Consider the following 25,475-nt stretch of genomic DNA (forward strand, 5'->3'; position numbering starts at 1 on the left):
CAACGGAACACCGGAACACCGGACACACCTCTAGGGAGATGACCCGAGATGCAGACCCTGGCGCACTGGGACGGCGGGCCCGGCCCGTGGATCCTTCTCTTCCCGCTGATCTGGGCGGCCGTCGTCGTCGGCGCCGTCACCGTCCTCCGCCGCACCGTGTGGCGCGGCCGCCGCGGCCCGTGGCGTGCGATGTCCGACAGCGGCCCGTCCGGCGACTCGCCCATCGCGATGCTCGGCCGCCGCTTCGCCTCAGGCGAGATCGACGAGGACGAGTACTGGCGCCGGCTGTCCGTCCTGGACGAGCAGTTCGGCCGTACGGGCAAGGGCGGTGCGGCATGACCGCCACCACCGCCACGACGGGCACACGGTCGGCCGCCCGGGTCGTCGACGCCGTCAAGGTCTACGGCAGCGGTGACACCAGCGTGAGGGCCCTGGACGGGGTGAGCGTCGACTTCCCGGCCGGCCGCTTCACCGCGATCATGGGGCCCTCGGGCTCCGGCAAGTCCACCCTGATGCACTGCGCGGCCGGCCTCGACACGCTCACCTCGGGCACCGCCCACATCGGCGACACCGAACTGAGCTCCCTCGACGACCGCCGCCTCACCCTCCTGCGCCGCGACCGCGTGGGCTTCGTGTTCCAGGCCTTCAACCTGGTGCCGACGCTGACCGTCGCGGAGAACATCACGCTCCCCCTCGACCTGGCGGGCGGCAACGGCGACCGGGAGTGGATCGACGCCCTCGTCGACGTCGTCGGCCTGCGCGACCGGCTCCACCACCGGCCCTCCGAACTCTCCGGCGGCCAGCAGCAACGCGTCGCCGTGGCAAGGGCGTTCGCCGGTCAGCCGGACGTCGTCTTCGCCGACGAGCCCACCGGCAACCTCGACTCCCGCTCCGGCGAGGAGGTCCTCGGCCTCCTGGGCCGCGCGGTGCGCCGGACCGCCCGCACGGTCGTCATGGTCACCCACGACCCGGTGGCCGCCGCCCACGCCGACGAGGTCGTCTTCCTCACGGACGGGCGCCTGGTCGACCGTATGACCGCGCCGACCGCCGACAAGGTCCTGGACCGCATGAAGGCCTTCGACGCCACCTCACCCCGAGTGGAGCCGTCATGAACGCCTCCGTCCGCCTGAGCGTGTCCTCCCTGCGCGCCCACAGGCGCCGCTTCGCCGGCACCTTCCTCGCGGTGTTCCTCGGCGTCGCCTTCCTGGCCGGCACCCTGGTCATGGGCGACACCCTGCGCGCCAGCTTCGACACCATGTTCGGCAGGGCCACCAGCGGCACCGACGCCGTCGTCCGCAGCGCCGACGCCATCACCACACCCGGGGAGAGCCAGGGCGTACGCCAGCCCGTCGCCACGGACCTCGTGACGGCCATCGAGCAGGTCCCCGGCGTGGCGGCCGCCGCCCCCAGCATCCAGGGCGCGGGCCAGCTGGTCGGCGCGAACGGCGACCCCATCGGCGGCCAGGGACCGCCCACCCTCGCCGGCAACTGGATCGCCGACCCCGAACTCAACGCCTACCGGCTCGCCGAGGGCCGCGCCCCCGCGAAGCCGGGCGAGGTCGTCATCGACCGCGGCACGGCCGAGCGCGGCGACCTGAGGATCGGTGACACCACGACCCTGCGCACCCCCGACCCGGTCCAGGTGACGATCGTCGGCCTGGCCACCTTCGGCGGCGAGGACGGCATGGCCCAGGTGACCTTCACCGGCATGACCCAGGCCGACGCCGAGAAGTACCTCACCGCACGCCCAGGCGAGGCGTCGACCATCCAGGTGCGCGCCGGACCCGGTGTGAGCCAGCGGGAGCTCGTCGACCGGCTGACTCCCGTGCTGCCCAAGGGTGTTGAGGCCATCACCGGCCAGGAGTCGGCCGAGGAGAACACGGAGATGATCTCCAGCCAGTTCCTGACCGTCTTCACGCTCTTCCTCCTCGTCTTCTCCGGTGTCGCCCTGCTCGTCGCGACCTTCTCCATCCACAACACCTTCGCGATCGTCGTCGCCCAACGCACCCGCGAGAACGCCCTGTTGCGGGCCCTCGGCGCCTCCCGCCGCCAGGTCACCGCGTCGACCCTCGTCGAGGCGACCGCGGTCGCGGTGACGGCCTCGCTCGCCGGTCTGGCGGGCGGCATCGGCATCGCCGCGGGCCTCCAGGCACTGTTCCCGGCCATCGGATTCCCCTTCCCCGAGGGCGACTTGGTGATCAGCGCCCTGTCGATGCTGCTGCCGCTCGCGGTCGGCGTCGTGGTCTGCCTCGGCTCCGCGCTCCTGCCCGCCGTACGGGCCGGCCGCACCGCGCCCATGGCGGCACTGCGCGAGACCGCCGTCGACACCTCCGGCGCCTCCCGCGTCCGCGCCGTCGCCGGACTGGGCCTCGCCGCCCTCGCCCTCGGCATGACGATCAGCGGCGTCCTCGTGTCGCCGTCCCTGTGGCTCGCGGGACTCGGCGCGGTCCTGGCCCTCGCGGCGTTCGTCGTCCTCGGCCCGGTCGCCTCCACCACGGCCGTCCGCGTTCTCGGCGGCCCCCTCGACCGACTGCGCGGCGTCACCGGCGGCCTCGCCCGGCGCAACGCCCTGCGCAGCCCCAAGCGCACGGCCGCCACCGCGAGCGCCCTGATGATCGGCGTGGCGGTCGTCTCCCTGTTCACGGTGTTCGGCGCCTCCCTCAAGGCGACCATGGACCAGACGGTCTCCCGCTCCTTCGCGGGCGACGTGGCGGTGAGCACCCCCTCGTTCGGCGCGGGCGGCAGCGGTCTGAGCCCTCGCCTCGCCGGCGCCGTCGCCGAGCTGCCCGAGGTCGACACGGCCGTCGGACTCGGCCGCGGTGTCGCCGAAGTCGACGGCAAGGGACGGGCGTTGACCGTCACCGACCCCCTCGCCCTGGAGCGCACCTTCGACCTCGGCACGGTCAAGGGCTCCCTGAGCGACCTCGGCACCGACGGGATCGCCCTCGACGAGAACGCGGCGGACGAACAGGGACTGAAGACCGGCGACACCGCCCGACTCACGTTCACCGACGGCGAGAAGGAGACCTTCACGGTGCGCGCGGTCTACGACCGCTCGGAACTCGCGGGGGAGTACGTCATCACCCGCGCGGCCTGGGAACCGCACCGCACCCAGGACTCCGACACGCTGGTCGCCGTCTCGTTCAAGGACGGCGTGAGCACGGACACCGGCAAGGCGGCGGTGGAGAAGGTGGCGGAGCACTACGGCAACCCCGAGGTGCAGACCCGGGACGAGTACGCGCAGTCCTCGGCCGGCGGCATCGACATGATGCTCACCCTCGTCTACGCCCTGCTGGCCCTGGCGGTCCTCATCGCACTCCTCGGCATCGCCAACACCCTGACGCTCGCGATCCACGAGCGCACCCGGGAACTGGGCCTGCTGCGGGCGGTCGGCCAGACCCGCGCCCAACTGCGGGCCATGGTCCGCTGGGAGTCGGTCCTGGTGGCGGCCTTCGGCACGGTCGGCGGCCTCGCGCTGGGCGCCTTCCTCGGCTGGGTCCTCGTCAAGGCCTCCGACGGCGCCAGCGACAGCGCCTTCGCCTTCGCGATGCCGCCCGTGCAACTCGCGATCGTGGCCCTGGTGGGCCTGGCGGCGGGCGCCCTGGCGGGCCTGCGGCCGGCGAGGAGGGCGGCACGCCTGGACGTACTGCGTGCCATCGCCACCGAGTGACAAGGAGGGGCAGAGAAGCTGTCACCGCCCGGTCAGCCGACAACGGCCGACCGGGCGGGAGCATGTTCGACCCTGCGGGTGTCGACCTCGGCGAAGACCCGGCCGCTCTTGTCGCCGGCGGTCCGCCGCGGCGGACGCGCGGTGGCGGCACGAGGGGCGGCGGGCGCGGACAGCGCGAACCACACGACCTTCCCCGCCTGCCCGTCCGGCCGCGCTCCCCAGCTCTCGCTGACGGCGGCCACCATCGCCAGACCCCGCCCGCAGGTGGCGAGCGTGTCGGTGTCCAGGAGGTCGTCCGAGAGGTCGTCCGGCAGGCCGTCCGAGAGGTCCTCGTCCGGGAGACTGCCGGGCATGTCGGCCACGACCGGCAGACGCGGGTCGTGGTCGTGCACCGAGACCATGAGCCGGTCGAGCACCAGCTCGATCTCCACGGTGCACATCTTGTCGGGCTGGGCGTGCCGGTGGACGTTGGTCAACAGCTCCGTCACACCGAGCGCCGCCCGGTCTATGAGGGGGTCCAGATGCCAGTAGCGCAACTGCGCAGAGACGATTCTGCGGACCTGGCCGATCCGCGACGGCAGGGCTTGGAGCTCCACCGTGCAGTGCCTGCTTGGGTGACTGATCACGGCTGCGACTCCCCGACTGAAGAGGTCCGGAAGAACACGGAGTTCGGATCGATCAGCAGGGCGCCTGGTGAAACGGCCGCCTGCTGCCATGCCCGGCGGGCTGGTTCGCAGCGTTATCGCCGGTAAACCCAGAGTGACGTGCCACCAGCGTGACTCAGGGGGCGAGGCCCCGCAACTCGCGGTGACTCACCCGCTACGTCCCGCGGCCTTCCGTACGGCCTCGATGAACCGGCGTGCCGCGGGCGGCCCCGGCTCGCCCGGAGCGGGGTCGTGATCGCCGAGGGTCAGCAGATACCGCTTGCCGTTGAGATCGGCGAGGGCCCGGTCGTCGGCGGCGAACCAGGGCTTGGAGGCCCGCACCGCCTGCACCGGCGCGCTGTCGATCTCGCTGCCGTAACTGGTGAGCAACTCCAGCCTGCCGTCGCTGATCCGCACCTGTCCGGCCCGGGTGAGCGAACGCAGCCGCTTCCCGATCCGCACGCCCGTGGCCGTGAACTCCGGCTCCGCCATGCTCCCCGCCCCCTCGCGCGCTCGGTGTGCCGGCCCATGATCCGGCTCGTTACGTGATCCAGTGTGCGCCCCCGTCCGGGACCGGCGCGTCCCGTTCGGTGCAGTCTGCCCCCACCTGGCGTCGAGCACCAGTGCGCATACGGTGCCGGGCGCTGGAGCCCGGAGCACTCGTTCGAATGCGCCCCCACGCCCCTGCGGAGCCCGCTCCCCAGGGTGGTCTTTGGGGTGCTCAAAGGTGTGTTTATGCAGGTGAGAAGCGTGCGGAAGGTGTTTATGATCGAGGCGTCGACAGCGCGACCCGCCGTCGGCGCGAAGCCTAAGGAGCCCCCGCCGTGAGCACCCCCCAGCAGATCCGGACCGGCGCCACCCTCGACGTCGACCACAGCGACGTCACCTACCGCGACTGGCTGAAAGAGGCCGTCCGCAAGGTCCAGGCCGACGCCAACCGCTCGGCCGACACCCACCTGCTGCGCTTCCCGCTGCCGGAGAAGTGGGGCATCGACCTGTACCTCAAGGACGAGTCGACCCACCCGACCGGCAGCCTCAAGCACCGCCTCGCCCGCTCCCTCTTCCTCTACGGGCTGTGCAATGGCTGGATCCGGCCGGGCCGCCCGGTCATCGAGGCGTCCAGCGGCTCGACGGCCGTCTCCGAGGCGTACTTCGCGAAGCTGATCGGCGTGCCCTTCATCGCCGTTATGCCGCGCACGACCAGCGCCGAGAAGTGCCGACTGATCGAGTTCCACGGCGGGCAGTGCCACTTCGTGGACGACTCGCGGAAGATGTACGAGGAGTCCGCCCGCCTCGCGGTGGAGACCGGCGGCCACTACATGGACCAGTTCACCTACGCGGAACGGGCCACGGACTGGCGCGGCAACAACAACATCGCCGAATCCATCTTCCGCCAGCTGGAGTTGGAGAGATTCCCGGACCCCGCGTGGATCGTCGCCACGGCCGGCACCGGCGGCACCTCGGCGACCATCGCCCGCTACGTCCACTACACCCAGCGCGACACCCGCATCTGTGTCGCCGATCCGGAGAACTCCTGTTTCTTCGAGGGCTGGACCACCGGCGATCCGGACGTCACCTGTGACTGCGGCTCCCGCATCGAGGGCATCGGCCGCCCCCGCATGGAACCGAGCTTCGTGCCCGGCGCCGTCGACCGCATGATGAAGGTCCCCGACGCGGCGAGCGTCGCCGCCGTACGGGCACTGGAACAGGCCATCGGCCGCAAGGCGGGCGGCTCGACCGGCACCGGCCTGTGGAGCGCGCTGAAGATCGTCGCCGAGATGGTGGCTGAGGGACGGCGGGGGAGCGTGGTGACGCTGCTGTGCGACCCGGGGGACCGCTACCTCGACAAGTACTACTCGGACGCGTGGCTGGCCGAACAGGGCCTGGACATCCAGCCGTACACCGAGGCGATCGAGTCGTTCCTGGAGACGGGGGTCTGGCCCTGTTAGGACGGCCTTGCTCAGGCCGCCAGGCGCCGGTCCAGTGAAGCGACCGCGCCGCGGAACGCCCGCCCCAGCCCGGCGCGTCCGAGTTTCGCCACGAGGCGGAGCGGGGCCGTGCCGTCGATGGCGAAGGTCCAGCGCACATGGGTGCCCGTCCCCGACGGGGTGAGCCGCCATTCCTCGGCGAAGGCGTGGACGCCGGGAGTGTTCGCGCTGTCGACGCGATAGGCGTACACCTCCGGCGCCTTCGCCGCGATGATCGTCTCCTGGAAGCGTCCACCGCCCCTGAGATGGATCTCGCGCGTCGAGCCGTCACCGGTCGGCCGGGCGAAGGTGACCGCGGAGAACCATTCCGGCCAGCCCGGTACGTCGTCGGCGAGCGCCCGGTACACGGCCTCCGGGGCGGCGGACATCTGCCGTGCGAAGACCATGCGTACGGGAGCGACCTCGATGAAGTCCAGCCCCACGGCGCGCAGTTGGTGAGCCACGGTCACACCCCCGAGGTGACGACAGAGGTGTGACACCCTAACTGAGGCCCCGTCAGCTGTCTGTACCGCCGCCGGGCTCACCGGCCACCACCAGGCGCCGCAGATGCTCGGCGACCTCCTCGCGCGCCGGAGTGGGCAGCCCCGCGTCCGTCACCAGCGTGTCGACCTGCTCCAGCGCGGCGAACGAACTCAGGCCCACCGTGCCCCACTTGGTGTGGTCGGCGACCACCACGACCCGCCGCGCCGACTGCACCAGACGGCGGTTGGTCTCGGCCTCCGCGAGATTCGGTGTCGACAGACCGGCCTCGACCGATATCCCGTGGACCCCGAGGAACAGCACGTCGAAGTGGAGCGCCGCGATCGCCTGGTCGGCCACCGGGCCCACCAGCGAGTCCGACGGCGTGCGCACCCCGCCGGTCAGCACCACCGTGGCCGCGCCCTGACGGGGGCCCGTGGTGCGCTGCGCCGCGTGGAAGACGTCGGCCACCCGCACCGAGTTGGTGACGACGGTGAGGTCCGGCACATCGAGCAGATGATGCGCCAGCGCGAACGTCGTCGTACCGCCTGAAAGAGCGATCGCGGAACCCGGCGCGACCAGTTCGGCCGCCGCCCGCGCGATGTCCTCCTTGGCGGACAGTTCCAGACCCGACTTGGCCTCGAAACCCGGCTCGTGCGTGCTCGCCTCGACGACCGGGACCGCGCCGCCGTGCACCTTCTCCAGGACACCCTGCCGCGCCAGCGCGTCGAGATCGCGCCGCACGGTCATGTCCGACACGCCGAGCTTGCGCGTCAGCTCGTTGACCCGGACGCCGCCGCGCCGCCGCACCTCGTCCAGGATGAGGGCGCGTCGCTGCTCCGCGAGGAGGTTCTGATTCTCACTCACGTACGCTCCGGTCCTTTCGCCTCAACCTGTCCGACACGCCCGGCACACCAGCTCCGACGAGGACATTCTCCCTGTCTCCGGTGCGCGGGCGTCCCATCCTCGCACGGCACGGTACCGGTCGCGCCACCGACCGTCACGACGCGCGCATGTCACTCGATCCCCTCTGTTCCCGACACGGTCACCCGGATCGGGGAGATTCCGTGACGAGCGGTGTGCCCGCACGTCCCAGCGGAGATCCTTGAGCCCGCACGGACACACGCAGTCAGCGCGTCACGGGGGAAGTGCAGAACAGTGGAACGTGTCTCAAGCGGCGGGCGGGACGGCTCCGCCCTGGAACTCCTGGTCCATGGAGTGGGCGGTACGACGCCCGAGAAGATGCTCGACGATCCGCGGACCGTGCGGATCACCGGCGACCACACCGCGGCGGTGTTCCGGCGCGCCGAGGACGCCGGGGCCGACACCGGACACGACGGCCGCCGGGGCGAACCGGTGCCCGAGGCCTACGTCTGGTGCAACCTCACCTCCGGCAACGCCACGCGCGCGCTGTGGCTGTTGCTGCTGCCGTTCATGGTGGTCAACCTCGCCCACTGGATGCGCCCCACCGCGCGCGGCCGCACCCGCACGGTCCGCCTCTACGGACTCCTGGTGCGGCTCACGGCCCTGACCCTGACCGTGCTGCTGGTCGCCGCCGTGTGCGAGGTGGCCCTCGACCTGGCCGCCTGGCAGTGCGCGGGCACGCGCGCGTGCGCCAACCGGCACTCCTGGCTGGGCTTCCTGTCGCCGACCGTCTCCGACGGCGGCTGGTGGAGCCGCCCCGGCCGCCGCCTCGCCCTCGCCGCCCTGCTGCCCACCGTCCTCATCTGCCTGCTGTGGTACCTGTCCCACCGCACCTGGAACGCGTACGAGTCCCAGCAGCCCATGACCCACCCGTCCGAAGCCGACGAGGACACCGCCCGCACCGCCCTGGGCCGCCCCGGCTTCTGGTACGGACGCCGCCTGGTGGCCCGCCTGCGCGCCGCCCACACCGCCGCGGCCCTGCTCACCGTCGCCGCCGCCGTCGGCTCCGCGGCCGCCCGCTTCGACCGCCGCCCCGGCGGCCCCGCCCTGCTCGACACCCTGGGCCGCCTCCTGATCGTGGCGCTGGCCGGCGGCGCGGTCGTGGTCGTCTGGGTGGTGTGCCGCCGCGGCCGCAGCGAACACCGCCTCGACCGGGACCTCGACGAGCATCTCGTACGACGACTGCCGCTCGCCGCGCTCGGCCTGCTCGCCCTCACCCTGCTCTACGCCGGCTGGGAGCGCCCCGGCTGGGAGTCGACCGGCAGGCTGCCCGGCGACGCGACCTTCGGCGCCATCGCCCTGGTCCAGGGCCTCATCGTGATCGTCCTCGCCGTCGTGGCCCACCTCCTGCACCGCACTCACCCCGACCCGCGCGCCGCCATGCGGGGTCTGGGCGGACCCGCCGTCGCGATGCTGGCCTGTGCCCTCGGCGGCGTGATGTCCGGCGGGGTCTCGCAGCGCGTCGCCGACTGGCTCGACGGCACCGGAACCTCCCTCACCGGCCCGCCGGTCCTGCTGACCTGGCAGGCCTCCGTCATCCCGCCGCTCCTCGTCGTGCTGCTGGTGCTGTGCGGCTGGCTGGGCCGCCGCACCTGGCGGCTGCGCCGCGACGAACTGGCCGCCGTGACGGCCGACTACCCGGATGAACCCAAGGACCGCGCCCGCACCCGGAGCATCGCCACCACCCGCGCGCTGGCCACCCTCACCGACCGGGCCCCGCTGATCGTCGCCGTCACCTCCGCCACGACCCTCCTGCTGGGCGCCGCGGCCCTGGTGGGCGCCCTGGACACCGGGAAGACCCCGAGCGACGCGGCACGGACCTCGTACGCCTTCGTGCAGGGCGCCGCCGACACCGCCCAGGCACTCGGCTCCTGGCTGATCGGCGTCGGCTTCATACTCTTCGTCACCTGGGGCCGGCGCGCCTACAAGGACCCCTCCGCTCGCCGCACCATCGGCATCCTCTGGGACGTCGGCACGTTCTGGCCGCGCGCCGCCCACCCCTTCGCGCCGCCCTGCTACGCCGAGCGCGCGGTCCCCGACCTGACGTGGCGGATGGCCACCTGGACGCGGGCCACCGGCGGCCGGCTGGTGATCTCCGGGCACTCCCAGGGCAGCGTCCTCGCCGCGGCGGCGGCCTGGCAGCTGACCCCGGCCGACCGCAGGCGCGTCGCGCTGCTGACCTACGGCTCGCCGATCGAGCGGCTCTACGGCCGCTGGTTCCCGGCCCACTTCGGCCCGGCGGCGCTCAGCGCCCTGCACCACGACGTGGCCTGCTGGCGCAATCTGTACCGGCTCACCGACCCCATCGGCGGCCCGGTCCGGCTGCCAGGCGACTGCGGCCCCGAGGTCGACCACGAACCCCTCAAGGACCCGCTGGCGTACGGCCGCACCGAACGGCACCCGCTGCCCGCACCGGTCCTGGGCCACTCCGACTACCAGGCCGACCCCGCCTTCGCCGAGGAGCGGGGCAGACTGCTGGCCCGGCTGCGCCCGGACGTACCGGCGCAGCGGTAGCCGGTCAGGGCAGGTCCGGCAGGTCCTCCGCGTACAGCAGGGTCAGGTCGTCAGTGCTGGGCTCCTCGACCTGCGCCACCCGGCTCGCGTGCCGCTCCACCATGGCCTCGAAGGTCTGGCGGGCGGTACGGCCGTTGCCGAACGCGGGGCCCTTCGGGATCGCCGTGAAGTACTTCAGCAGGGCCTCCGGCGCGCCCTCCGCCAGCCGGTACTCGTGCTCGTCGGCCTGCTGCTCGACGATCCGCAGCAGTTCGTCGGGCGCGTAGTCGCCGAAGGTGATGGTCCGTGAGAAACGGGACGCGACACCGGGGTTGACCGACAGGAACCGCTCCATCTCGGCCGTGTACCCCGCGACGATCACCACGACCGCGTCCCGGTGGTCCTCCATCAGCTTCACCAGCGTGTCGATGGCCTCCTTGCCGAAGTCCCGGCCGGAGTCCTCGGGCGAGAGCGCGTACGCCTCGTCGATGAACAGCACCCCGCCGCGCGCCCTGTCGAAGGCCTCCTGGGTGCGGATCGCGGTGGAGCCGATGTGCTCGCCGACGAGGTCGACGCGGGAGACCTCGACGAGATGGCCCTTCTCCAGCACCCCGAGGGCGGCGAGGATCTCGCCGTAGAGGCGGGCGACCGTGGTCTTGCCGGTGCCGGGGGAGCCGGTGAAGACGAGGTGGCGCTTGACCGAGGCCGCCTTCAGCCCCGCCTGCTGGCGGCGCCGCCCGACCTCGATCATGTCGGTGAGGGCCCGCACCTCGCGCTTGACGCTCTCCAGGCCCACCAGCGCGTCGAGTTCGCCCATGACGGCCTTGGAGGTGCGCGAGGGCTTCTCCGGCTCGGCGGGGGCGGCCTGCGGCTCCGGCTCGGTGCTGCGCTGGCCGGGGATCGCGCCGAGCAGGCCGGGGGACTGGCTCACCGTCTGCACGGCCGTCTCCGGGGCGGCGGGAGGCCTGAGGCCCACGCTCTCGTCGCTGGTGCAGTCCTCGACGACCGGGCCGATGCCGGACCCCGTGTCCGGGCCGGCGTCCGCGAACTCGTAGCCGCCGCGCGCGCACCGCTCGGTGCGGCACTTCTTCAGCGTCGTACGGCTGCCGTCGATCACATGGAAGCCGTAGCCGCCGCTGCCCGTGACCCGGCAGTTCAGGAAGCTGCCCCGGCCGCCTGCCGACACATAGAAGCCGGCCTCGGCGGGGGAGTCGACCGTGCACCGCTCGATGGTGGGGTCGGCGCCCTTGGTGACGATCACGCCGGTCTGGGTGCCGTCCACCGTGCAGTTGTTGAGGGTGCCGCCGCTGCCGTGGTCGCGGAACCAGGCGCCGGTCGCCGCGTCCCGGATGCGGCAGTCGTCGAGCTGCGCGGTGGCGCCGTCGCTCACCGACACGGCCGTGTTGCGGACCTGGGAGAGATCGCTGTCGACGACGTCCGCGCGGGAGCCGCGGTCGAGGACGAACAGCGCGTCCGGCACGTCGTGCACCCGGCAGGAGTCGAGGACCGCGGTCGCGCCGTCGCTGACCCACACCGCGGGATAGTCGCCGGTGCTGTCGAAGATCTCGCACTGATTGGCGTCCACGCGCGTGCCCGGGTCCCACACCGACAGGCCGTTGCGCCCGAACTGACGCACCGTCGTGCGGGTGAGGGTGAGCACGGAACGCGAGCGCAGGTCCACCGCGTTCTCGGGGATGTCGTGGATTCGGCAGTCGGCCAGGGTCAGCACGGCGTCCGTGTCGAGCGTGACGCCGTCGCCGCTGGTGCGGTGCACATCGCAGTCGGTGAGGTGTGCGGTGGCCTTGTTGGTGATCTGGACTCCGCTGCCCCGGACCTCGTAGACCTCGCAACCCACCGCTTCCAGCGCGGAGTTCTCCCCGGTCACCGACAGGCCCGTACCGGAGGCGTGGTGCACCCGGCAGCGCTCCAGACGGGGGTGGGCGCCGCCGCGGACGGCGACCCCGGACTGCCCGGCCGCGACGACCTCGCACTCCTCGAACACGCCGCCCCCGTCGTCGAGTACGGCGATGCCGACCCCGGCCGGGTTGTCGACGGTGCAGCGCCGCACGGTCGGACGGGCGCCGCCGCGCACCTCGATACCGGCGGCGGACCGCGTGACGATGCGGATGTCGGTGAGCTCGGGGGTGCCCTCCTCGACCAGCAGCGCGGGCGCGGCCGCGTCCTGGCCCTCCACGTGCAGGTCCTGGACCACCGCCGAGGCACGGACGGTCAACGGCACTCCGTCCACGGGCGCGATGCGCACGGATCCGGGCGAGCCCTCGGGGCCGCGCAGGGTCACCGCCCGCTGCACGACGAGGTTCTCCCGGTAGGTGCCGGGGGCGACGGTGAGGACGTCGCCGTCGGCCGCGGCCTCCAGGGCGGCGGCGAGCGATGCGTACTCACCCGTGCGGCGCCGCCACCGCGAGGTTCCGGTGTGCGTCACCTGGACCGTGCCCTGTGCCATGGCGTTGCCGTGCCCCCACCTTGCGGTACTCATGGCGCGCGGGCCGTCGGGTCGCCGGTGCCGGCGTCGGAGGTCCGACACGGGCACGTCCCTGCAGCTCGCTCGCTCGCGGGTTCGTGCTGCCGAAGAAGTTCGGCCGGTCCACCGTAGCGTGCGTGCGGGTGGTGGGTTGACCAGAGCGGGAAGGCTGTCAGCTGCCGGTGCCGGTCCTGCCCCAGTCCGGGCCCGCGCGGTCCCAGGCCTGGTCCCAACGGGCGTAGCGGCGACGGACCATGCGCCAGACCAGCAACCGGCGGGCGCTCTCTATGAGGCCGACGCCGAGCAGCGCCGCGCCGACCCCGGCGAGGACGGCGTGTGTCGTGGCCGTCGCCGAGTCCAGCGGGCGGGCCACTATGTGGCCCTGTGCGTCCGTCCACAGCGTGAAGTGGTCGCCCCGGTCCGGGTTCTTGAGGTTCGCCATGACCGAGCCGTGCTGCGCGGTGCCGTCCGGGGCGGTCCAGTCGGCGAGGACCCGGGTGCGCAGCTCCCGGCCGGTGGAGGCCTCGGGATCGGCGTCCAGCGGGGACCGGTCCAGCTTGCGGGCCACGGTCGCCGTCACCAGGTGGCGGGAGGCGCGCTGGTCGCGGACCGAATCCTGCAGCGCGTCCTGGGCGACCCGGCCGACGATGACGCCGGCCACCGGTGTCACGACCAGGATGAGCAGGAGGGCCGCGAGGGCGACCCAGGCCTCGGCCAGATCGGTCGCACGGCGCAGCGGATTGTGCCGCCAGCGCCAGAGTCCGCTGATCGCTCGCACCGTTCGCACCCCCTTCCCGCTCCGTGATAACCCCTGGCGGAGTCGTTCACGCGCGGGCCCGGTCAAAGAGAGAGCGAAATCACCAGACCGGGGCCTCTCATGAACTTCTCACGATGCCCAACGCGCAGGCCCCCGCGCCCGGTTCCCGCGTCGAGGTGCTTTCGTGGATCTTCGGTGAGTGAACCCCCGGCTCGGCGGATCCTCAGCCGAGGATCTCGACCGGGTCGCCGACGCGGATCGTGCCACGGGACTGCGGCACCAGGTTCTGCCCGAAGACCAGCTTCCCGCTCAAGCGCCGGTGGCGTCCCAGCGTGTGCAGGGGTTCCCGGCCCCGCCGGGCGCTGCCCTGGTCGGTGGTGGTCACGACACAGCGCCCGCAGGTCTTGGCGACACGGAAGACGACGTCACCGATCGCGACCCGGGACCAGCCGTCCTCGGCCCAGGCCTCGGTGCCCGAGACGACGACATTGGGCCGGAACCGGTTCATGGGCAGCGGGCCCTCGGCGGCGTGATCGCCCTGCGCGATCAGGGAGTTGAGGGCGTCGAGCGAGGCGGTCGTGGTGAGCAGCAGGGGATAGCCGTCGGCGAAGGAGACGGTCTCGCCCTCCAGGGCGTAGTCGGGGTCGACGGGTCTGCGCATGGCCGGATCGTCCATGTGCACGAGACGTACGTCGGTGCCGAGATAGGCGCTGCACCAGGCGTGTACGGCCGCGTCCTCGGCGGGCACCGTCTCCACCTTGTCGCCGAAGATCTCCATCGGCACGGTGCCGACCGGCCGTGGCACCGCGACCTCGAGCGGTGCCATGCCGGGAGCCGACAGGCGAACGCCGCCGCCGGGCAGAAGCTCGGCGGCGGCAAGCGCGATACGCGGCTGCTGGCGTTGCGTGACGACCTTTCCCCCGTCGTCGATCAGCGCCCAGCGCCTGTCCCCGGCCAGCCCCCAGGGCTCGACCTCGGCCGCCCCGGGTGCCAGAGCCCGGAACGCCTTGACCGGATGGACATGAATCGACTGCAGCTGCGCATTCCCCATGGGGCCATCGTGCCAGCAGGCACGCGGGCTCCGCGCGGGGGTCGGCTCAGTAGCCTCGGTACTGCTGGTTGTTGTACGGGTCCTGGTACGGGGCCGGAGCCGGGCGGGGAGCCGCGGGGCGCATCGCCTCGTAGCCCATGCCCTGCGCGGCCGCCGGACGGGGCTGCTGCGGCTGCGGGCCGGGATAGCCGCGCGGGGCGGCGGCCTGCTGCGGGATGTACGCCGCGGGCGCCTGTTGCAGCGGAGAGGGCTGCTGGGCCTGCGGATAGCCGTAGGAGGGCTGGGACGGACCCGCCGGCAGGGCGGGCAGCGCCGACGGCAGCGCGGGCAGGTTGCTGCTGCTCGGCATGGCGTACTCGGCGGGGACCCGGATCGGGGCGATCTGCGGGGTGCCCCGCTCGGCCACGAGGGAGTCGTAGATCGGGGTGTCCGGGAAGGAGGCGGAGTAGTAGCCGCCACCATAAGTGGAGCGGGGGGAGGTCATGGCACATAAGTTAAGCCCACGATGTGCTGGTTGGGGAGACCGATAAGAGGGTTGTTTTCCGTGTCGGCAGTGACTCCGGATCCCCAATGCGAGCGAACTCGGCAAAAAGGGGCGGCGACAGAGGTTCAGATCGTGTAAAGGCCGAGTTCCGGGCGGGTTACCGGGGGTTGGACACCGATCTTCCTGTGCTCCTCATGGGAGTTCGCTGTCGAGGGCAATAGGTTGGCCTTGTAGACAACCATTGGGCTGCCGGGACATGCCTGGCGCGGTCTCATGTGATGGGGGCGGACATGTCAATGTCGAAAGGGTCCAATACGCCGGTGCCGACGGCGGCGCTGCGGGTCGAATTGGGCTGGAGTTCCGCGCCGGGCGTCCCCGACGTGGACGCCTCGGCGCTCATCCTGGTGGGCGGAAAGGTCCGTTCCGACGCCGACTTCGTCTTCTACAACCAGCCGGCCCACACCTCCGGCGCGGTCCGCCACGAGGGCAAGCGGAACGCCGGCGGCCAGGTGACCGACACTCTTCTCGTCGACCTCGCGCGCGTGGAGCCCGCGGTCGAGACCGTGGTGCTTGCCGCCTCCGCCGACGGCGGTGCGTTCGGCCAGGTGCCCGGCCTGTACATCGAGGTCAAGGACGCCGCCCAGGGCACGGTGGTCGCCCGCTTCGACAGCGCGGGCGCGAGCGTCGAGACCGCCTTCGTGCTCGGCGAGTTCTACCGCCGCCAGGGCAACTGGAAGTTCCGCGCCGTCGGTCAGGGCTACAGCAGCGGCCTCGAAGGCCTGGCCACGGACTTCGGTATCACGGTGGACGAGCCCCAGCAGGCCGCGCCGCCCCAGCACGCCGCGCCTCCGCGGCAGGCGGCGCCTCCCGCGCCGGTGGCGCCTCCGGTGACCGCGCCGCCCGTCACCATGCCCCCGCCGCCTCCCGCCGCACCGCCCGCGCCCCCGGCCCAGCCGGTCCGCCTGACCAAGGTCACGCTCACCAAGTCCGCCCCGTCCGTCTCGCTGACCAAGCAGGGCGGCACCTCGGGCGCGATGCGCGTGAACCTCAACTGGGAGGTCCGCAAGCAGTTCTCGGGCTGGGCCGGCAAGCTGGGCCGCCCGGTCGCGATGCACAACGACCTCGACCTGGACCTGTGCGCCCTGTACGAACTCACCGACGGCAGCAAGGGCGTCGTCCAGGCCCTCGGCAACGCCTTCGGCGCCCTGCACCAGCCGCCCTTCATCCACCTCGACGGCGACGACCGCACCGGCGCGGTGGCGAGCGGCGAGAACCTGACCATCAACCTCGACCACAAGCAATACTTCCGGCGCATCCTCGTCTTCGTCACCATCTACGAGGGCGCCCGCTCCTTCGCCGACCTGCACGCCACCGTCACCCTCCAGCCCCAGTACGGCGCGGCGATCGACTTCTCGCTGGACGAGTGCACCGTCCCCTCGACGGTGTGCGCGCTCGCCCTGATCACCAACACCGGCTCCGACCTCGTCGTCCAGCGCGAGGCCCGCTACCTCGTGCCCGAGCGCGGAGTGAGCCCACAGCGGACCGTCGACTACGCCTACGGCTGGGGCATGAACTGGACCCCCGGCCGCAAATAGCCTCAGCCCTCCTCGGACACCGTGTCCGGACGTGCGTAGGTGCGGCCCTTCCAGGCCGCACCGCGCCCCCGGTAGTGCTGCACGGCCGAGTCGACCGTCATCAGCAGATAGAGGAACGCCGTGAACGGCAGCAGCGGAGCGAGCCACAGCGGCTGCCGGTAGTAGCGGAGCATCGGGACGTACGTCCCCGTCATCACCAGCCACGCGAGCCCGCCCAGGACCGCGACCGCCGTACTCCCCGCGGCGAGCCCCACCACCAGGGCCACCGGCGGCAGGAGATAGACCAGCGCCAGCCCCGCCACCGTCCCGGCCAGCAGAAGGAGACTGTGCCGCAGTTGCGCGTACGCGCTGCGCGACACCATGCGCCACAGATCGTGCAGCCGTGGATAGGGACGCACGCTGTCCACCCGCTCGGCGAGGCCCAGCCAGATGTGCCCGCCCCCGCCCTTGACCGCGCGCGCGAGCGCCACGTCGTCGATGACGGCGTGCCGGATCGCGTCCGGGATCCGCGCCCGCTCGGCGGTCTCCGCGCGCAGCAGGACACAACCGCCCGCGGCGGCCGCCGTCCGGGACCCCTTCCGGCCGATCCGGCGGAAGGGATACAGCTGCGCGAAGAAGTAGACGAACGCCGGGACGACCAGCCGCTCCCACAGGCTCTCCACCCGCAGCCGGGCCATCAGCGACACGACGTCGAAGCCGCCGGTCCGTGCCGCGGCCACCAACTCCCGCAGACTGTCGGGCTCATGCGCGATGTCCGCGTCCGTGAGCAGCAGGTACTCGGGCTCACGCGCGCGTGCCAGCCCGATGCCGTGGCGCACCGCCCACAGCTTGCCGGTCCAGCCCGCGGGCGGTTCACCGGGCGAGCCCACGGTCAGCGGCAGCCCGCCGTACCGCTCGGACAACTCCCGGGCGAGTTCCCCCGTACCGTCCGAACTGCCGTCGTCGACGAGGAAGACCTCGGCCCGCCCCGGATAGTCCTGGGCGAGCAGCGACGGGAGACTGGCGGGCAGGACCGCGGCCTCGTCGCGCGCGGGGACGACCACGCAGACGGACGGCCAGGCGTCCGGTTCCCGCCGCGCGGGCAGTCTGACGTCCGTGCGCCAGAAGAAGCCCTGGCAGAGCAACAGCCACAGCCAGGCGGCGAGAGAAGCGGCGGCGGTCCACGCGAAGGCGCTCACCCGCGCAGTGTGCCCCACCGGCGCGGCCCGAAAGGGCTCATCGTCTATCGTGGCCGGGTGAAGATCGCGCTCATGGACTCCGGAATCGGCCTGCTGGCGGCCACCGCCGCGGTACGGCGACTGCGCCCCGACGCCGATCTCGTCCTCTCCCTCGACCCCGACGGCATGCCCTGGGGACCGCGGACGCCCGAGGACCTCACCCGGCGCGCCCTGGCCGTAGCCGAGGCCGCCGCCGCTCATGGGCCCGCGACGCTGATCGTCGGCTGCAACACCGCGACCGTGCACGCGCTGCCCGCCCTGCGCACCCTCCTGGAACCGACGCTGCCCGTCATCGGCACCGTCCCGGCGATCAAGCCGGCCGCCGCCGGTGGCGGACCCTTCGCGATCTGGGCCACCCCGGCCACCACCGGCAGCCCCTATCAGCGCGGACTCATCAAGGACTTCGCCGACGGCGTCCCCGTCAGCGAGGTGCCCTGCCACGGTCTCGCCGAGGCCGTCGAGCACGCCGACGAGGCCGCCATCGACGCCGCGGTCGCCGCGGCCGCCGCCCTGACCCCCGACGATGTAACGACCGTCGTCCTGGGCTGCACCCATTACGAACTCGTCGCCGAACGCATCCGCGCCGCCGTCCAGCGCCCCGGCCGTCCGCCGCTCGTCCTGCACGGCTCCGCCGGAGCCGTCGCCGCCCAGGCGCTGCGCCGGATCGGCGAGCAGCCCGCCCCGCAGGCCGCCGCCGAGGGCAGCCTCACGGTGCTGCTGAGCGGACGGGAGGGCGCGCTGCCCCCGGCGGCGCTGGCGTACGAGGAAGGCCGGATCCTCCAGCGGGTCAGCCCCGCGCGCTGACCGAGCGTGACAAAACGGGCGGGCTCAGCCCACCGGACCAGTCACCCTCCGCTACGCGCTACCCGCGCAGCGAAACCTGAGTAATCTCGTAGGCATGAGGGACCACCCCCACGGCGACAACGCGCCGCACCCCTATGTCTGGACGGGTCGTGCCACCAACCGCGTCCAGTGGCTGCTGGCGTGCGTCGGCGCCGCCTGCATGGCGCTCGGCATCGAACTCGCCGTCGACTCGGCGTGGACCTCCGGCATCGCCCCGCTCGCCATGGCCGTCGTCGGCTGCATCGCGGCCGGCCTGCTCGTCCTCTTCCTCACCCTGGCGTTCGTGCACGTCGCGCTCAAGGTCGACGAGGAGTCCCTCGAAGTGCGCTGCGGCCACATGGGCCTGCCGCGCCGCCGCATCCTCCTGTCGAACGTGGCGGACGCCGAGGTCGACCCGCATGTCACCCCGCGCCAATGGGGCGGCTGGGGCTATCGCTGGCGGCCCGAGAAGGGCACCGCCGTCGTCGTACGCCGTGGCGAGGGCATCGTGCTGAGCCTGTGGGACGGGCACACCTTCACCATCACCGTGGACGACGCCGAGGCGGCCGTGGCGATCATCAGGGACCGCCTGCACTCGCGGGCCCCCGGCACGGCGCACTGAGGTCACGGATCCGGTCGGTCGTTCCGCGGGCGTACGTCGTCCGGATCCGGCAGCGGTGACTCGTCCGCCAGCGGGCGGGCCGTGGCCAGCCCCGCCAGCAGTCCGGCGCCCACCGACACCGTCGTGAAGCTGAGCGCGTTGCCGACCGCGGCGAGCGCCGCGAGCGCCGTCAGGGCCGCGCCCGCGGTGAGCGCGACCGGGGTGGAGCGCGGGGAACGCCACAGCGTGTAGAGCAGCCAGCAGAAGGCCGCGGCGAGGAGGGCGACGCCCACGACGCCCTGTTCGGCCGCCTGCTGCAACGGTGCCGAGTGCGGTTTGGCGTCCGACTGAAGGGTCTGGGCGGCCGTCGTGCTCAGCTCGCCGAAGCGCCCCGGGCCGACTCCCAGCGCGGCGTCCTGGCGCGCCATGTGCAGGGCGTCGTGCCACAGCTCGATCCGGTGCAGGGTGAGCTGGCCCTCCAGCGACGCGGCGAGCCCCTCCGGTACCGCGCTCCCGGCGACCGCCCAGGTCAGCCCGGTCGCCAGGGCCGCCGCCAGGACCAGCCCCGCGAAACCCGTGCCGCGGTGCTCGCGCATCCGGCCCGCGGCGAGCGAGCAGAGCACCACCGCGGCGGCGGCGACGCAGCCGCCGGCCGAACCCAGGACGGCGGCGGTCACCACGATCCCGGCGGCCAGCAGCCGCAGCACCAGCCGCCGGAGCGGTGCCCGCACGGCCCAGGCGGCGCAGCACGCGGCACCCGTGGACAGGGCCAGTACGGCGGCGGTGGCACCGGCGTGGCCGAGCGGGGCGACGATCTCAGGGCCTGCGGAGAGCCGTGGCACGGCCGCGGTGAGAGCGACCCCCGCGAGCGCCGCCGCGCAGAACGCCGCGACCGGCAGGATCGCCCCGCAGATCCGGCCCGCCGCATAGCCGGCGGCCACCGCGAGGACGGCGAGCAGCACACCCTCGGGACGGCCGTCGTGCACGGCCGCCGTGATCAGGGACCAGGTCGCGCAGGCCCCGAGCACCACCACGCCGGTCGCATCAGAAACGTTTCGTCTGTCGCCGTCCTCCGCCTGACCGGCCGCAGACCTCATGCCCGTGGAACCCACCCGACCCCCCGAACCGGTCGCCCCCGCGACCTGTGCCGGGCCCTCGTCGTACAGCCGCCTGACCGGCGGTACGACAAAGGCTCCGGCACACGGTAACGGCTGATGGACGGTTTGTGGACGAGTTGCGCAGGAAGGATGCGGTGCGAGCGGTGCCCCGGGCCCGTGCTGCCATACGGACCGCGCTGTCGGTGCCAAGGTCACCCGCCGTACACTCCCGGAGTGACCGTCACCGCAACATCCGTGGACGAGTCGGACCAGCAGCAGCCGACCGCGCCCGCCTCCCGCGCGGGCCGCCTCGTGCGCTTCGTCCCGGCTCTCGCCGCCGCCCTCTCCGGAGTGCTGCTCTACGTCAGCTTCCCGCCGCGCACCCTGTGGTGGCTCGCGCTGCCGGCCTTCGCCGTCTTCGGCTGGGTGCTGCGCGGCCGCAGCTGGAAGGCGGGCCTGGGCCTCGGCTACCTCTTCGGCCTCGGCTTCCTGCTGCCCCTGCTGGTGTGGACCGGCGTGGAGGTCGGTCCCGGGCCCTGGCTGGCCCTGGTGGTCATCGAGGCGATCTTCGTCGCCCTGGTCGGCGCGGGCATCGCGACGGTCTCGAAGCTGCCCGGCGCACCGCTCTGGTCGGCCGCCCTGTGGATCGCCGGCGAGGCCGCACGCGCACGCGTGCCGTTCCACGGCTTCCCCTGGGGCAAGATCGCCTTCGGCCAGGCCGACGGCGTCTTCCTGCCGCTCGCCGCCGTGGGCGGGACCCCGGTGCTCGGCTTCGCGGTCGTCCTGTGCGGTTTCGGGCTGTACGAACTGGTCCGCCTGCTGGTGGAGAAGCGCCGGGGCGGTCAGCTGCGACGGTCCGCCGCCGTGGCCGCCCTGCTGAGCGTGGCCGTCCCGGTCGTCGGGGCCTTCGCCGCCCGCCCGCTGGTCAGCGACAAGGCCGAGAACGGCACCGTGACCGTCGCCGTCATCCAGGGCAACGTGCCCCGCGCCGGCCTCGGCTTCAACGAGCAGCGCCGGGCCGTGCTCGACTACCACGCGCGCGAGACCGAGCGGCTGGCCGCCCAGGTCAAGGCCGGCAAGGTCGCCAAGCCCGACTTCGTGCTGTGGCCCGAGAACTCCTCCGACGTCGACCCGTTCGCCAACGAGGACGCGCGCGCCGTCATCGACGCAGCCGCCAAGGCGATCGGCGTGCCCATCTCGGTCGGCGGTGTCGTCGAGCGGGACGGCAAGCTCTACAACGAGCAGATCCTGTGGGACCCGGTCAAGGGACCGACCGACACCTACGACAAGCGGCAGATCCAGCCGTTCGGCGAGTACCTCCCGCTGCGCTCCCTCATCGGGGCCATCAACAGCGACTGGACCTCCATGGTCCGCCAGGACTTCAGCCGCGGCACCGAGCCCGGCGTGTTCACCATGGCCGGCGCAAAGGTCGGCCTGGTCACCTGCTACGAGGCGGCCTTCGACTGGGCCGTGCGCTCCGAGGTCACCGACGGCGCCCAGCTGATCTCCGTGCCCAGCAACAACGCGACCTTCGACCGCAGCGAGATGACGTACCAGCAGCTCGCCATGTCCCGGGTCCGCGCCGTCGAGCACAGCCGTACCGTCACGGTTCCGGTGACCAGCGGTGTCAGCGCGATCATCATGCCGGACGGGAAGATCACCCAGAAGACCGGCATGTTCGTCGCCGACTCGCTCGTCCAGGAGGTGCCGCTGCGGTCCTCCGAGACGCCGGCCACCAAGCTCGGCATCCTGCCGGAGATGCTCCTTGTACTGGTCGCGGCCGGTGGACTGGGCTGGGCGATCGGCGCCGGTGTCCGCAACCGGCGGGCGGGGGCGGCCGGTTAGGGTCGGCGTCATGGCTACTCCCGAGTTCATCCGCACCCTCCGTGAATCCGTCGGTCATCAGCTCCTGTGGCTCCCCGGAGTCGCCGCCGTCGTCTTCGACGACGAGGGCAGAGTGCTGCTGAACCGTCGCTCCGACAGCCGTCGGTGGTCGCTGATCGGAGGCATCCCGGAGCCGGGAGAACAGCCCGCGGCCTGCGCCGTGCGGGAGGTGTTCGAGGAAACGGCGGTGCACTGCGTCGCCGAGCGCGTCGTCCTCGTACAGGCGCTGGAGCCGATCACCTACCCCAACGGCGACGTCTGCCAGTACATGGACATCACCGTGCGCTGCCGGGCCGTCGGCGGCGAGGCCAAGGTCAACGACGACGAATCCCTCGACGTGGCCTGGTTCGACGTGGACGCGCTCCCGGATCTCAACGAGTTCGGGAAGTTCCGGATCAAGCAGGCCCTGGCGGACGCCCCCACATGGTTCGACCCCACTGGATCCCACTGAAGTATGGGCTCTGACCACATGGGGTGAAGGAGAAGCGCTGCCTAGGGTCGAGCCATGACCCCGCCCAGCGCCCTCCCGGCACCCCCCGCCGCCCCCTCGCTCGACCTCGGCGGCCGCACCGCCCTCGTCACCGGCGCCGCCGGTGGCATCGGCCGCGCCTGTGCGCTGCGGCTCGCGGCCGCCGGGGCCAAGGTCAGAGCGGTGGACCGGGACGCCGAGGGCCTCGAGGAACTCGCCGACGAGGCCCGCAACCTCGCCGGCGCCGTCGAACCGCACGTCCTCGACCTCACCGACCTGGACGCCGCCGAACTCGCCGCCGCCGGCACCGACGTGCTGGTCAACAACGCCGGGCTCCAGCTCGTGCGCCCCCTCGACGAATTTCCGCCCGACGTCTTCCACACCGTGCTCACCGTGATGCTGGAAGCCCCGTTCCGGCTCATCCGAGGCGCCCTGCCCCACATGTACGGGCAGGGATGGGGCCGGATCGTCAACGTCTCCTCGGTGCACGGGCTACGCGCCTCCGCCTTCAAATCGGCCTATGTGGCCGCCAAACACGGCCTGGAAGGCCTCTCCAAGACGGCCGCGCTGGAGGGCGCGCCCCACGGCGTCACCTCGAACTGCGTGAACCCCGCCTATGTGCGCACCCCCCTGGTCGAGAAGCAGATCGCCGACCAGGCACGCGCGCACGGCATCCCCGAGGAACGCGTCCTCGCCGAGGTGCTGCTCCAGGACAGCGCCCTCAAGCGGCTCATCGAACCCGAGGAGGTCGCGGAAGCCGTGGCATACCTGTGCGGCCCCCAGTCGTCCTTCGTGACCGGCACGTCCCTCGTGATGGACGGGGGCTGGACGGCGCACTGAGCCGGGTCCCCGTGGGTTGTCCACAGGGCTGACGAGGCGACCGTGCGATGAGGAATCCTGTGAGCATGTCCCGCGATCACGTGCAGTCCGCCGAGCGCCCCGCCGGCAGCGCCGAGGCACCGTTCCTGGAGCTGCTGGCCAGGGGCGCGTCCGCCGACGCCTACGAGCAGCCGGTGCTGGTCGCCCGCGCCGAAGGCCGGCCGGCCGAGCGGATCGCCGCGCTGGAACAGGCCAAACTGGTCGCGCTGCGCGTGCGCTCGGAGCTGGAGGGACGGCGCCGGCGCGAGGCCGAGCTGTCCGCGCTCTTCGAGACCGCGCACGACCTCGCGGGGCTGCGCGACCTGGACGCCGTGCTCCAGGCGATCGTCCAGCGCGCCCGCTCGCTGCTCGGCACGGACGTCGCCTACCTCAGCCTCAACGACCCGGCCCGCGGCGACACCTACATGCGGGTGACCGAGGGCTCGGTCGCCGCCCGCTTCCAGCAGCTGCGGCTCGGCATGGGGGAGGGGCTCGGCGGCCTCGTCGCCCAGACAGCCCGGCCCTACGTCACCGACGACTACTTCCAGGACGAACGCTTCCAGCACACCCGCGCCATCGACAACGGAGTACGGGACGAGGGCCTGGTCGCCATCCTCGGCGTACCGCTGATGCTCGGACACCACGTCATCGGCGTGCTGTTCGCCGCCGACCGGCGCGCCCGGGTCTTCGAGAGGGAGCAGATCGCCCTGCTCGGCTCCTTCGCCGCACTCGCCGCGGCCGCCATCGACACCGCGAACCTGCTCACCGAGACCCGCTCCGCCCTCGCCGGGCTGGAACGGGCCAACGAGATCATCCGCGACCGCAGCGGCGTCATCGAGCGCGCCTCCGACGTCCACGACCGGCTCGCCGAACTGGTGCTGCGCGGCGGCGGGGTGCACGACGTGGCCGCCGCCGTCGCCGAAGTCCTCGACGGCAAGGTCGAGTTCACCGACGCCGCCGCCACCCCGACCGAGGCCCTGGAGACCTCCCGGGCCGAAGGACACGCGGTACGGCACCGGGACGACTGGATCGCGGCCGTGGCCGCCGGAGGCGAACTCCTCGGCGCGCTCGTCCTGCACGGCCACCCCGGACTCGACCCCGTCGACCAGCGCACCCTGGAGCGCGCCGCGATGGTCACCTCACTGCTGCTGCTCGCCAGACGCTCGGCGGCAGAGGCCGAACAGCGCGTCCGCGGAGAACTCCTCGACGACCTGCTCGACGCCCGCGACCGCGACCCGCGCCTGCTGCGCGAACGCGCCTCCCGGCTGCACGCCGACCTCGACGCCACCCACGTCGTGCTGGCCGCCCGCCTCGACGCCGCCGCGGCCGACGCCGATCAGGAGGCGGACGCCCGCAGACGCCTGTGGTCCGCCGCCTCCCACCTCGCCGCCACCCGGCACGGACTGGCCGCCGCCCGCGACGGCGGCACCGTCCTGCTGCTGCCCCTCAAACCCGGCGACACCGCGACCGCCCTGGCCCGCCGCACCGCCCGCCACCTCGGCACGGCCGTCCACGAGGCCGTCACCGTCGGCGCGTCCGGCCCCGTCGAGAACCTCGCCGCCCACCCGGACACCGTCGCCGCCGCCTACGAGGAGGGCCGGCGCTGCCTGGACGCCCTGGGCCTCCTCGGCCGCTCCGGCGACGGCGCCGCCGCCGAGGACTTCGGCTTCCTCGGCCTGCTCCTGGCCGGCGACCGGGACATCACCGGCTTCGTCGACCGCACCATCGGCCAGGTCGTCACCTACGACGAACGGCGCGGTACCGACCTTTTGCGCACCCTCGACGAGTACTTCGCCTGCGGCATGAGCCCGGCCCGCACCAAGGACGCCCTGCACGTCCACGTCAACACGGTCGCCCAGCGCCTGGAGCGCGTCGGCCGCCTCCTCGGCGACGACTGGCAGAGCCCGGCCCGCACCCTGGAGATCCAACTCGCCCTGCGACTGCACCGGTTGTCGGCGCGGGCACAGCACTGACCCCCGC

At 72.7% G+C, this 25,475-nt stretch carries 22 protein-coding genes; 12 read left to right on the forward strand and 10 right to left on the reverse strand.

Annotated features, from left to right (window positions below; all coding sequences use genetic code 11):
- Nucleotides 1-48: 48 nt before the first annotated feature.
- Genes ABZ928_RS21120 through ABZ928_RS21130 form a run of 3 tightly spaced genes read left to right on the forward strand, consistent with a single transcriptional unit; the run spans nt 49 to nt 3,670 of the window.
- The gene (locus ABZ928_RS21120; protein WP_361520931.1) at nt 49-339 is read left to right on the forward strand and encodes an SHOCT domain-containing protein; all 291 of its coding nucleotides are present in this window, start codon (nt 49-51) and stop codon (nt 337-339) included.
- Nucleotides 336-1,112, forward strand: coding sequence for an ABC transporter ATP-binding protein (locus tag ABZ928_RS21125; protein WP_361520934.1), 777 nt, complete (start codon nt 336-338; stop codon nt 1,110-1,112). The genes ABZ928_RS21120 and ABZ928_RS21125 overlap by 4 nt, the downstream gene beginning before the upstream one ends.
- Nucleotides 1,109-3,670, forward strand: a complete 2,562-nt coding sequence (locus tag ABZ928_RS21130) for an FtsX-like permease family protein (RefSeq protein ID WP_361520937.1) — start codon at nt 1,109-1,111, stop codon at nt 3,668-3,670. Before ABZ928_RS21125 ends, ABZ928_RS21130 begins: the two co-directional genes overlap by 4 nt.
- 32 nt (nt 3,671-3,702) lie before the next feature.
- On the opposite strand, the gene ABZ928_RS21135 is transcribed toward ABZ928_RS21130, so the two are convergent.
- Both ABZ928_RS21135 and ABZ928_RS21140 read right to left on the reverse strand, forming a co-directional pair.
- Nucleotides 3,703-4,296, reverse strand: coding sequence for an ATP-binding protein (locus ABZ928_RS21135; RefSeq protein WP_361520939.1), 594 nt, complete (start codon nt 4,294-4,296; stop codon nt 3,703-3,705).
- A gap of 186 nt (nt 4,297-4,482) precedes the next feature.
- Entirely contained in the window at nt 4,483-4,806 is a 324-nt protein-coding gene (locus ABZ928_RS21140; protein WP_361520942.1) for a hypothetical protein, read from the reverse strand.
- Between the two features lie 332 nt (nt 4,807-5,138).
- Between ABZ928_RS21140 and ABZ928_RS21145 the strand changes: the two genes are divergently transcribed.
- The gene (locus ABZ928_RS21145; protein WP_361520945.1) at nt 5,139-6,263 is read left to right on the forward strand and encodes a PLP-dependent cysteine synthase family protein; all 1,125 of its coding nucleotides are present in this window, start codon (nt 5,139-5,141) and stop codon (nt 6,261-6,263) included.
- 11 nt (nt 6,264-6,274) lie between these two features.
- On the opposite strand, the gene ABZ928_RS21150 is transcribed toward ABZ928_RS21145, so the two are convergent.
- Together ABZ928_RS21150 and ABZ928_RS21155 are read right to left on the reverse strand one after the other, a co-directional pair.
- Complete coding sequence (locus tag ABZ928_RS21150) at nt 6,275-6,745, reverse strand: SRPBCC family protein (protein ID WP_361520947.1); 471 nt, start codon at nt 6,743-6,745, stop codon at nt 6,275-6,277.
- A gap of 52 nt (nt 6,746-6,797) precedes the next feature.
- Nucleotides 6,798-7,628, reverse strand: a complete 831-nt coding sequence (locus ABZ928_RS21155; protein WP_361520949.1) for a DeoR/GlpR family DNA-binding transcription regulator — start codon at nt 7,626-7,628, stop codon at nt 6,798-6,800.
- Between the two features lie 291 nt (nt 7,629-7,919).
- Here ABZ928_RS21155 and ABZ928_RS21160 point away from each other — a divergent pair, with 291 nt between their 5' ends.
- Nucleotides 7,920-10,199 carry a hypothetical protein gene (locus ABZ928_RS21160; protein ID WP_361520952.1) on the forward strand — a complete coding sequence of 760 codons (2,280 nt, stop codon included), beginning with the start codon at nt 7,920-7,922 and terminating at the stop codon, nt 10,197-10,199.
- 4 nt (nt 10,200-10,203) lie between these two features.
- Here ABZ928_RS21160 and ABZ928_RS21165 read toward each other — a convergent pair whose 3' ends face one another.
- From ABZ928_RS21165 to ABZ928_RS21180, 4 genes are all read right to left on the reverse strand, one after another.
- Nucleotides 10,204-12,642, reverse strand: coding sequence for a right-handed parallel beta-helix repeat-containing protein (locus ABZ928_RS21165; protein ID WP_361522229.1), 2,439 nt, complete (start codon nt 12,640-12,642; stop codon nt 10,204-10,206).
- A 190-nt stretch (nt 12,643-12,832) separates the two neighbouring features.
- Nucleotides 12,833-13,438, reverse strand: a complete 606-nt coding sequence (locus ABZ928_RS21170; protein WP_361520955.1) for a hypothetical protein — start codon at nt 13,436-13,438, stop codon at nt 12,833-12,835.
- A 202-nt stretch (nt 13,439-13,640) separates the two neighbouring features.
- A complete protein-coding gene (locus tag ABZ928_RS21175; RefSeq protein WP_361520958.1) occupies nt 13,641-14,468 on the reverse strand; it encodes an MOSC N-terminal beta barrel domain-containing protein in 828 nt (275 codons plus the stop codon).
- A 46-nt stretch (nt 14,469-14,514) separates the two neighbouring features.
- Complete coding sequence (locus tag ABZ928_RS21180; RefSeq protein ID WP_289921505.1) at nt 14,515-14,952, reverse strand: DUF6643 family protein; 438 nt, start codon at nt 14,950-14,952, stop codon at nt 14,515-14,517.
- A 296-nt stretch (nt 14,953-15,248) separates the two neighbouring features.
- Here ABZ928_RS21180 and ABZ928_RS21185 point away from each other — a divergent pair, with 296 nt between their 5' ends.
- Nucleotides 15,249-16,547 (forward strand): TerD family protein, encoded by a 1,299-nt coding sequence (locus ABZ928_RS21185; RefSeq protein ID WP_361522232.1) that lies wholly within the window; start codon nt 15,249-15,251, stop codon nt 16,545-16,547.
- Between the two features lie 2 nt (nt 16,548-16,549).
- On the opposite strand, the gene ABZ928_RS21190 is transcribed toward ABZ928_RS21185, so the two are convergent.
- Complete coding sequence (locus ABZ928_RS21190; protein WP_361520961.1) at nt 16,550-17,743, reverse strand: glycosyltransferase; 1,194 nt, start codon at nt 17,741-17,743, stop codon at nt 16,550-16,552.
- Between the two features lie 39 nt (nt 17,744-17,782).
- Between ABZ928_RS21190 and ABZ928_RS21195 the strand changes: the two genes are divergently transcribed.
- Entirely contained in the window at nt 17,783-18,568 is a 786-nt protein-coding gene (locus tag ABZ928_RS21195) for an aspartate/glutamate racemase family protein (protein ID WP_361520964.1), read from the forward strand.
- A gap of 94 nt (nt 18,569-18,662) precedes the next feature.
- A complete protein-coding gene (locus ABZ928_RS21200; protein ID WP_361520967.1) occupies nt 18,663-19,208 on the forward strand; it encodes a hypothetical protein in 546 nt (181 codons plus the stop codon).
- A 2-nt stretch (nt 19,209-19,210) separates the two neighbouring features.
- Here the strand turns inward: ABZ928_RS21200 and ABZ928_RS21205 are convergent, their stop codons facing one another.
- Nucleotides 19,211-20,284 (reverse strand): hypothetical protein, encoded by a 1,074-nt coding sequence (locus tag ABZ928_RS21205; RefSeq protein ID WP_361520969.1) that lies wholly within the window; start codon nt 20,282-20,284, stop codon nt 19,211-19,213.
- Between the two features lie 234 nt (nt 20,285-20,518).
- Here ABZ928_RS21205 and lnt point away from each other — a divergent pair, with 234 nt between their 5' ends.
- The 4 genes from lnt (at nt 20,519) to ABZ928_RS21225 (ending at nt 25,468) form a co-directional block, all read left to right on the forward strand.
- Nucleotides 20,519-22,129 carry an apolipoprotein N-acyltransferase gene (gene lnt / locus ABZ928_RS21210; protein ID WP_361520972.1) on the forward strand — a complete coding sequence of 537 codons (1,611 nt, stop codon included), beginning with the start codon at nt 20,519-20,521 and terminating at the stop codon, nt 22,127-22,129.
- Between the two features lie 10 nt (nt 22,130-22,139).
- Nucleotides 22,140-22,619, forward strand: coding sequence for an NUDIX domain-containing protein (locus ABZ928_RS21215; protein WP_361520975.1), 480 nt, complete (start codon nt 22,140-22,142; stop codon nt 22,617-22,619).
- Between the two features lie 54 nt (nt 22,620-22,673).
- Nucleotides 22,674-23,477, forward strand: a complete 804-nt coding sequence (locus tag ABZ928_RS21220; protein WP_361520978.1) for a 3-hydroxybutyrate dehydrogenase — start codon at nt 22,674-22,676, stop codon at nt 23,475-23,477.
- A gap of 65 nt (nt 23,478-23,542) precedes the next feature.
- Nucleotides 23,543-25,468 (forward strand): GAF domain-containing protein, encoded by a 1,926-nt coding sequence (locus tag ABZ928_RS21225; protein WP_361520980.1) that lies wholly within the window; start codon nt 23,543-23,545, stop codon nt 25,466-25,468.
- The last annotated feature ends 7 nt before the right edge of the window (nt 25,469-25,475 follow it).

Source organism: Streptomyces sp. NPDC046909, assembly GCF_040644695.1.
Taxonomy (GTDB): Bacteria; Actinomycetota; Actinomycetes; order Streptomycetales; family Streptomycetaceae; genus Streptomyces.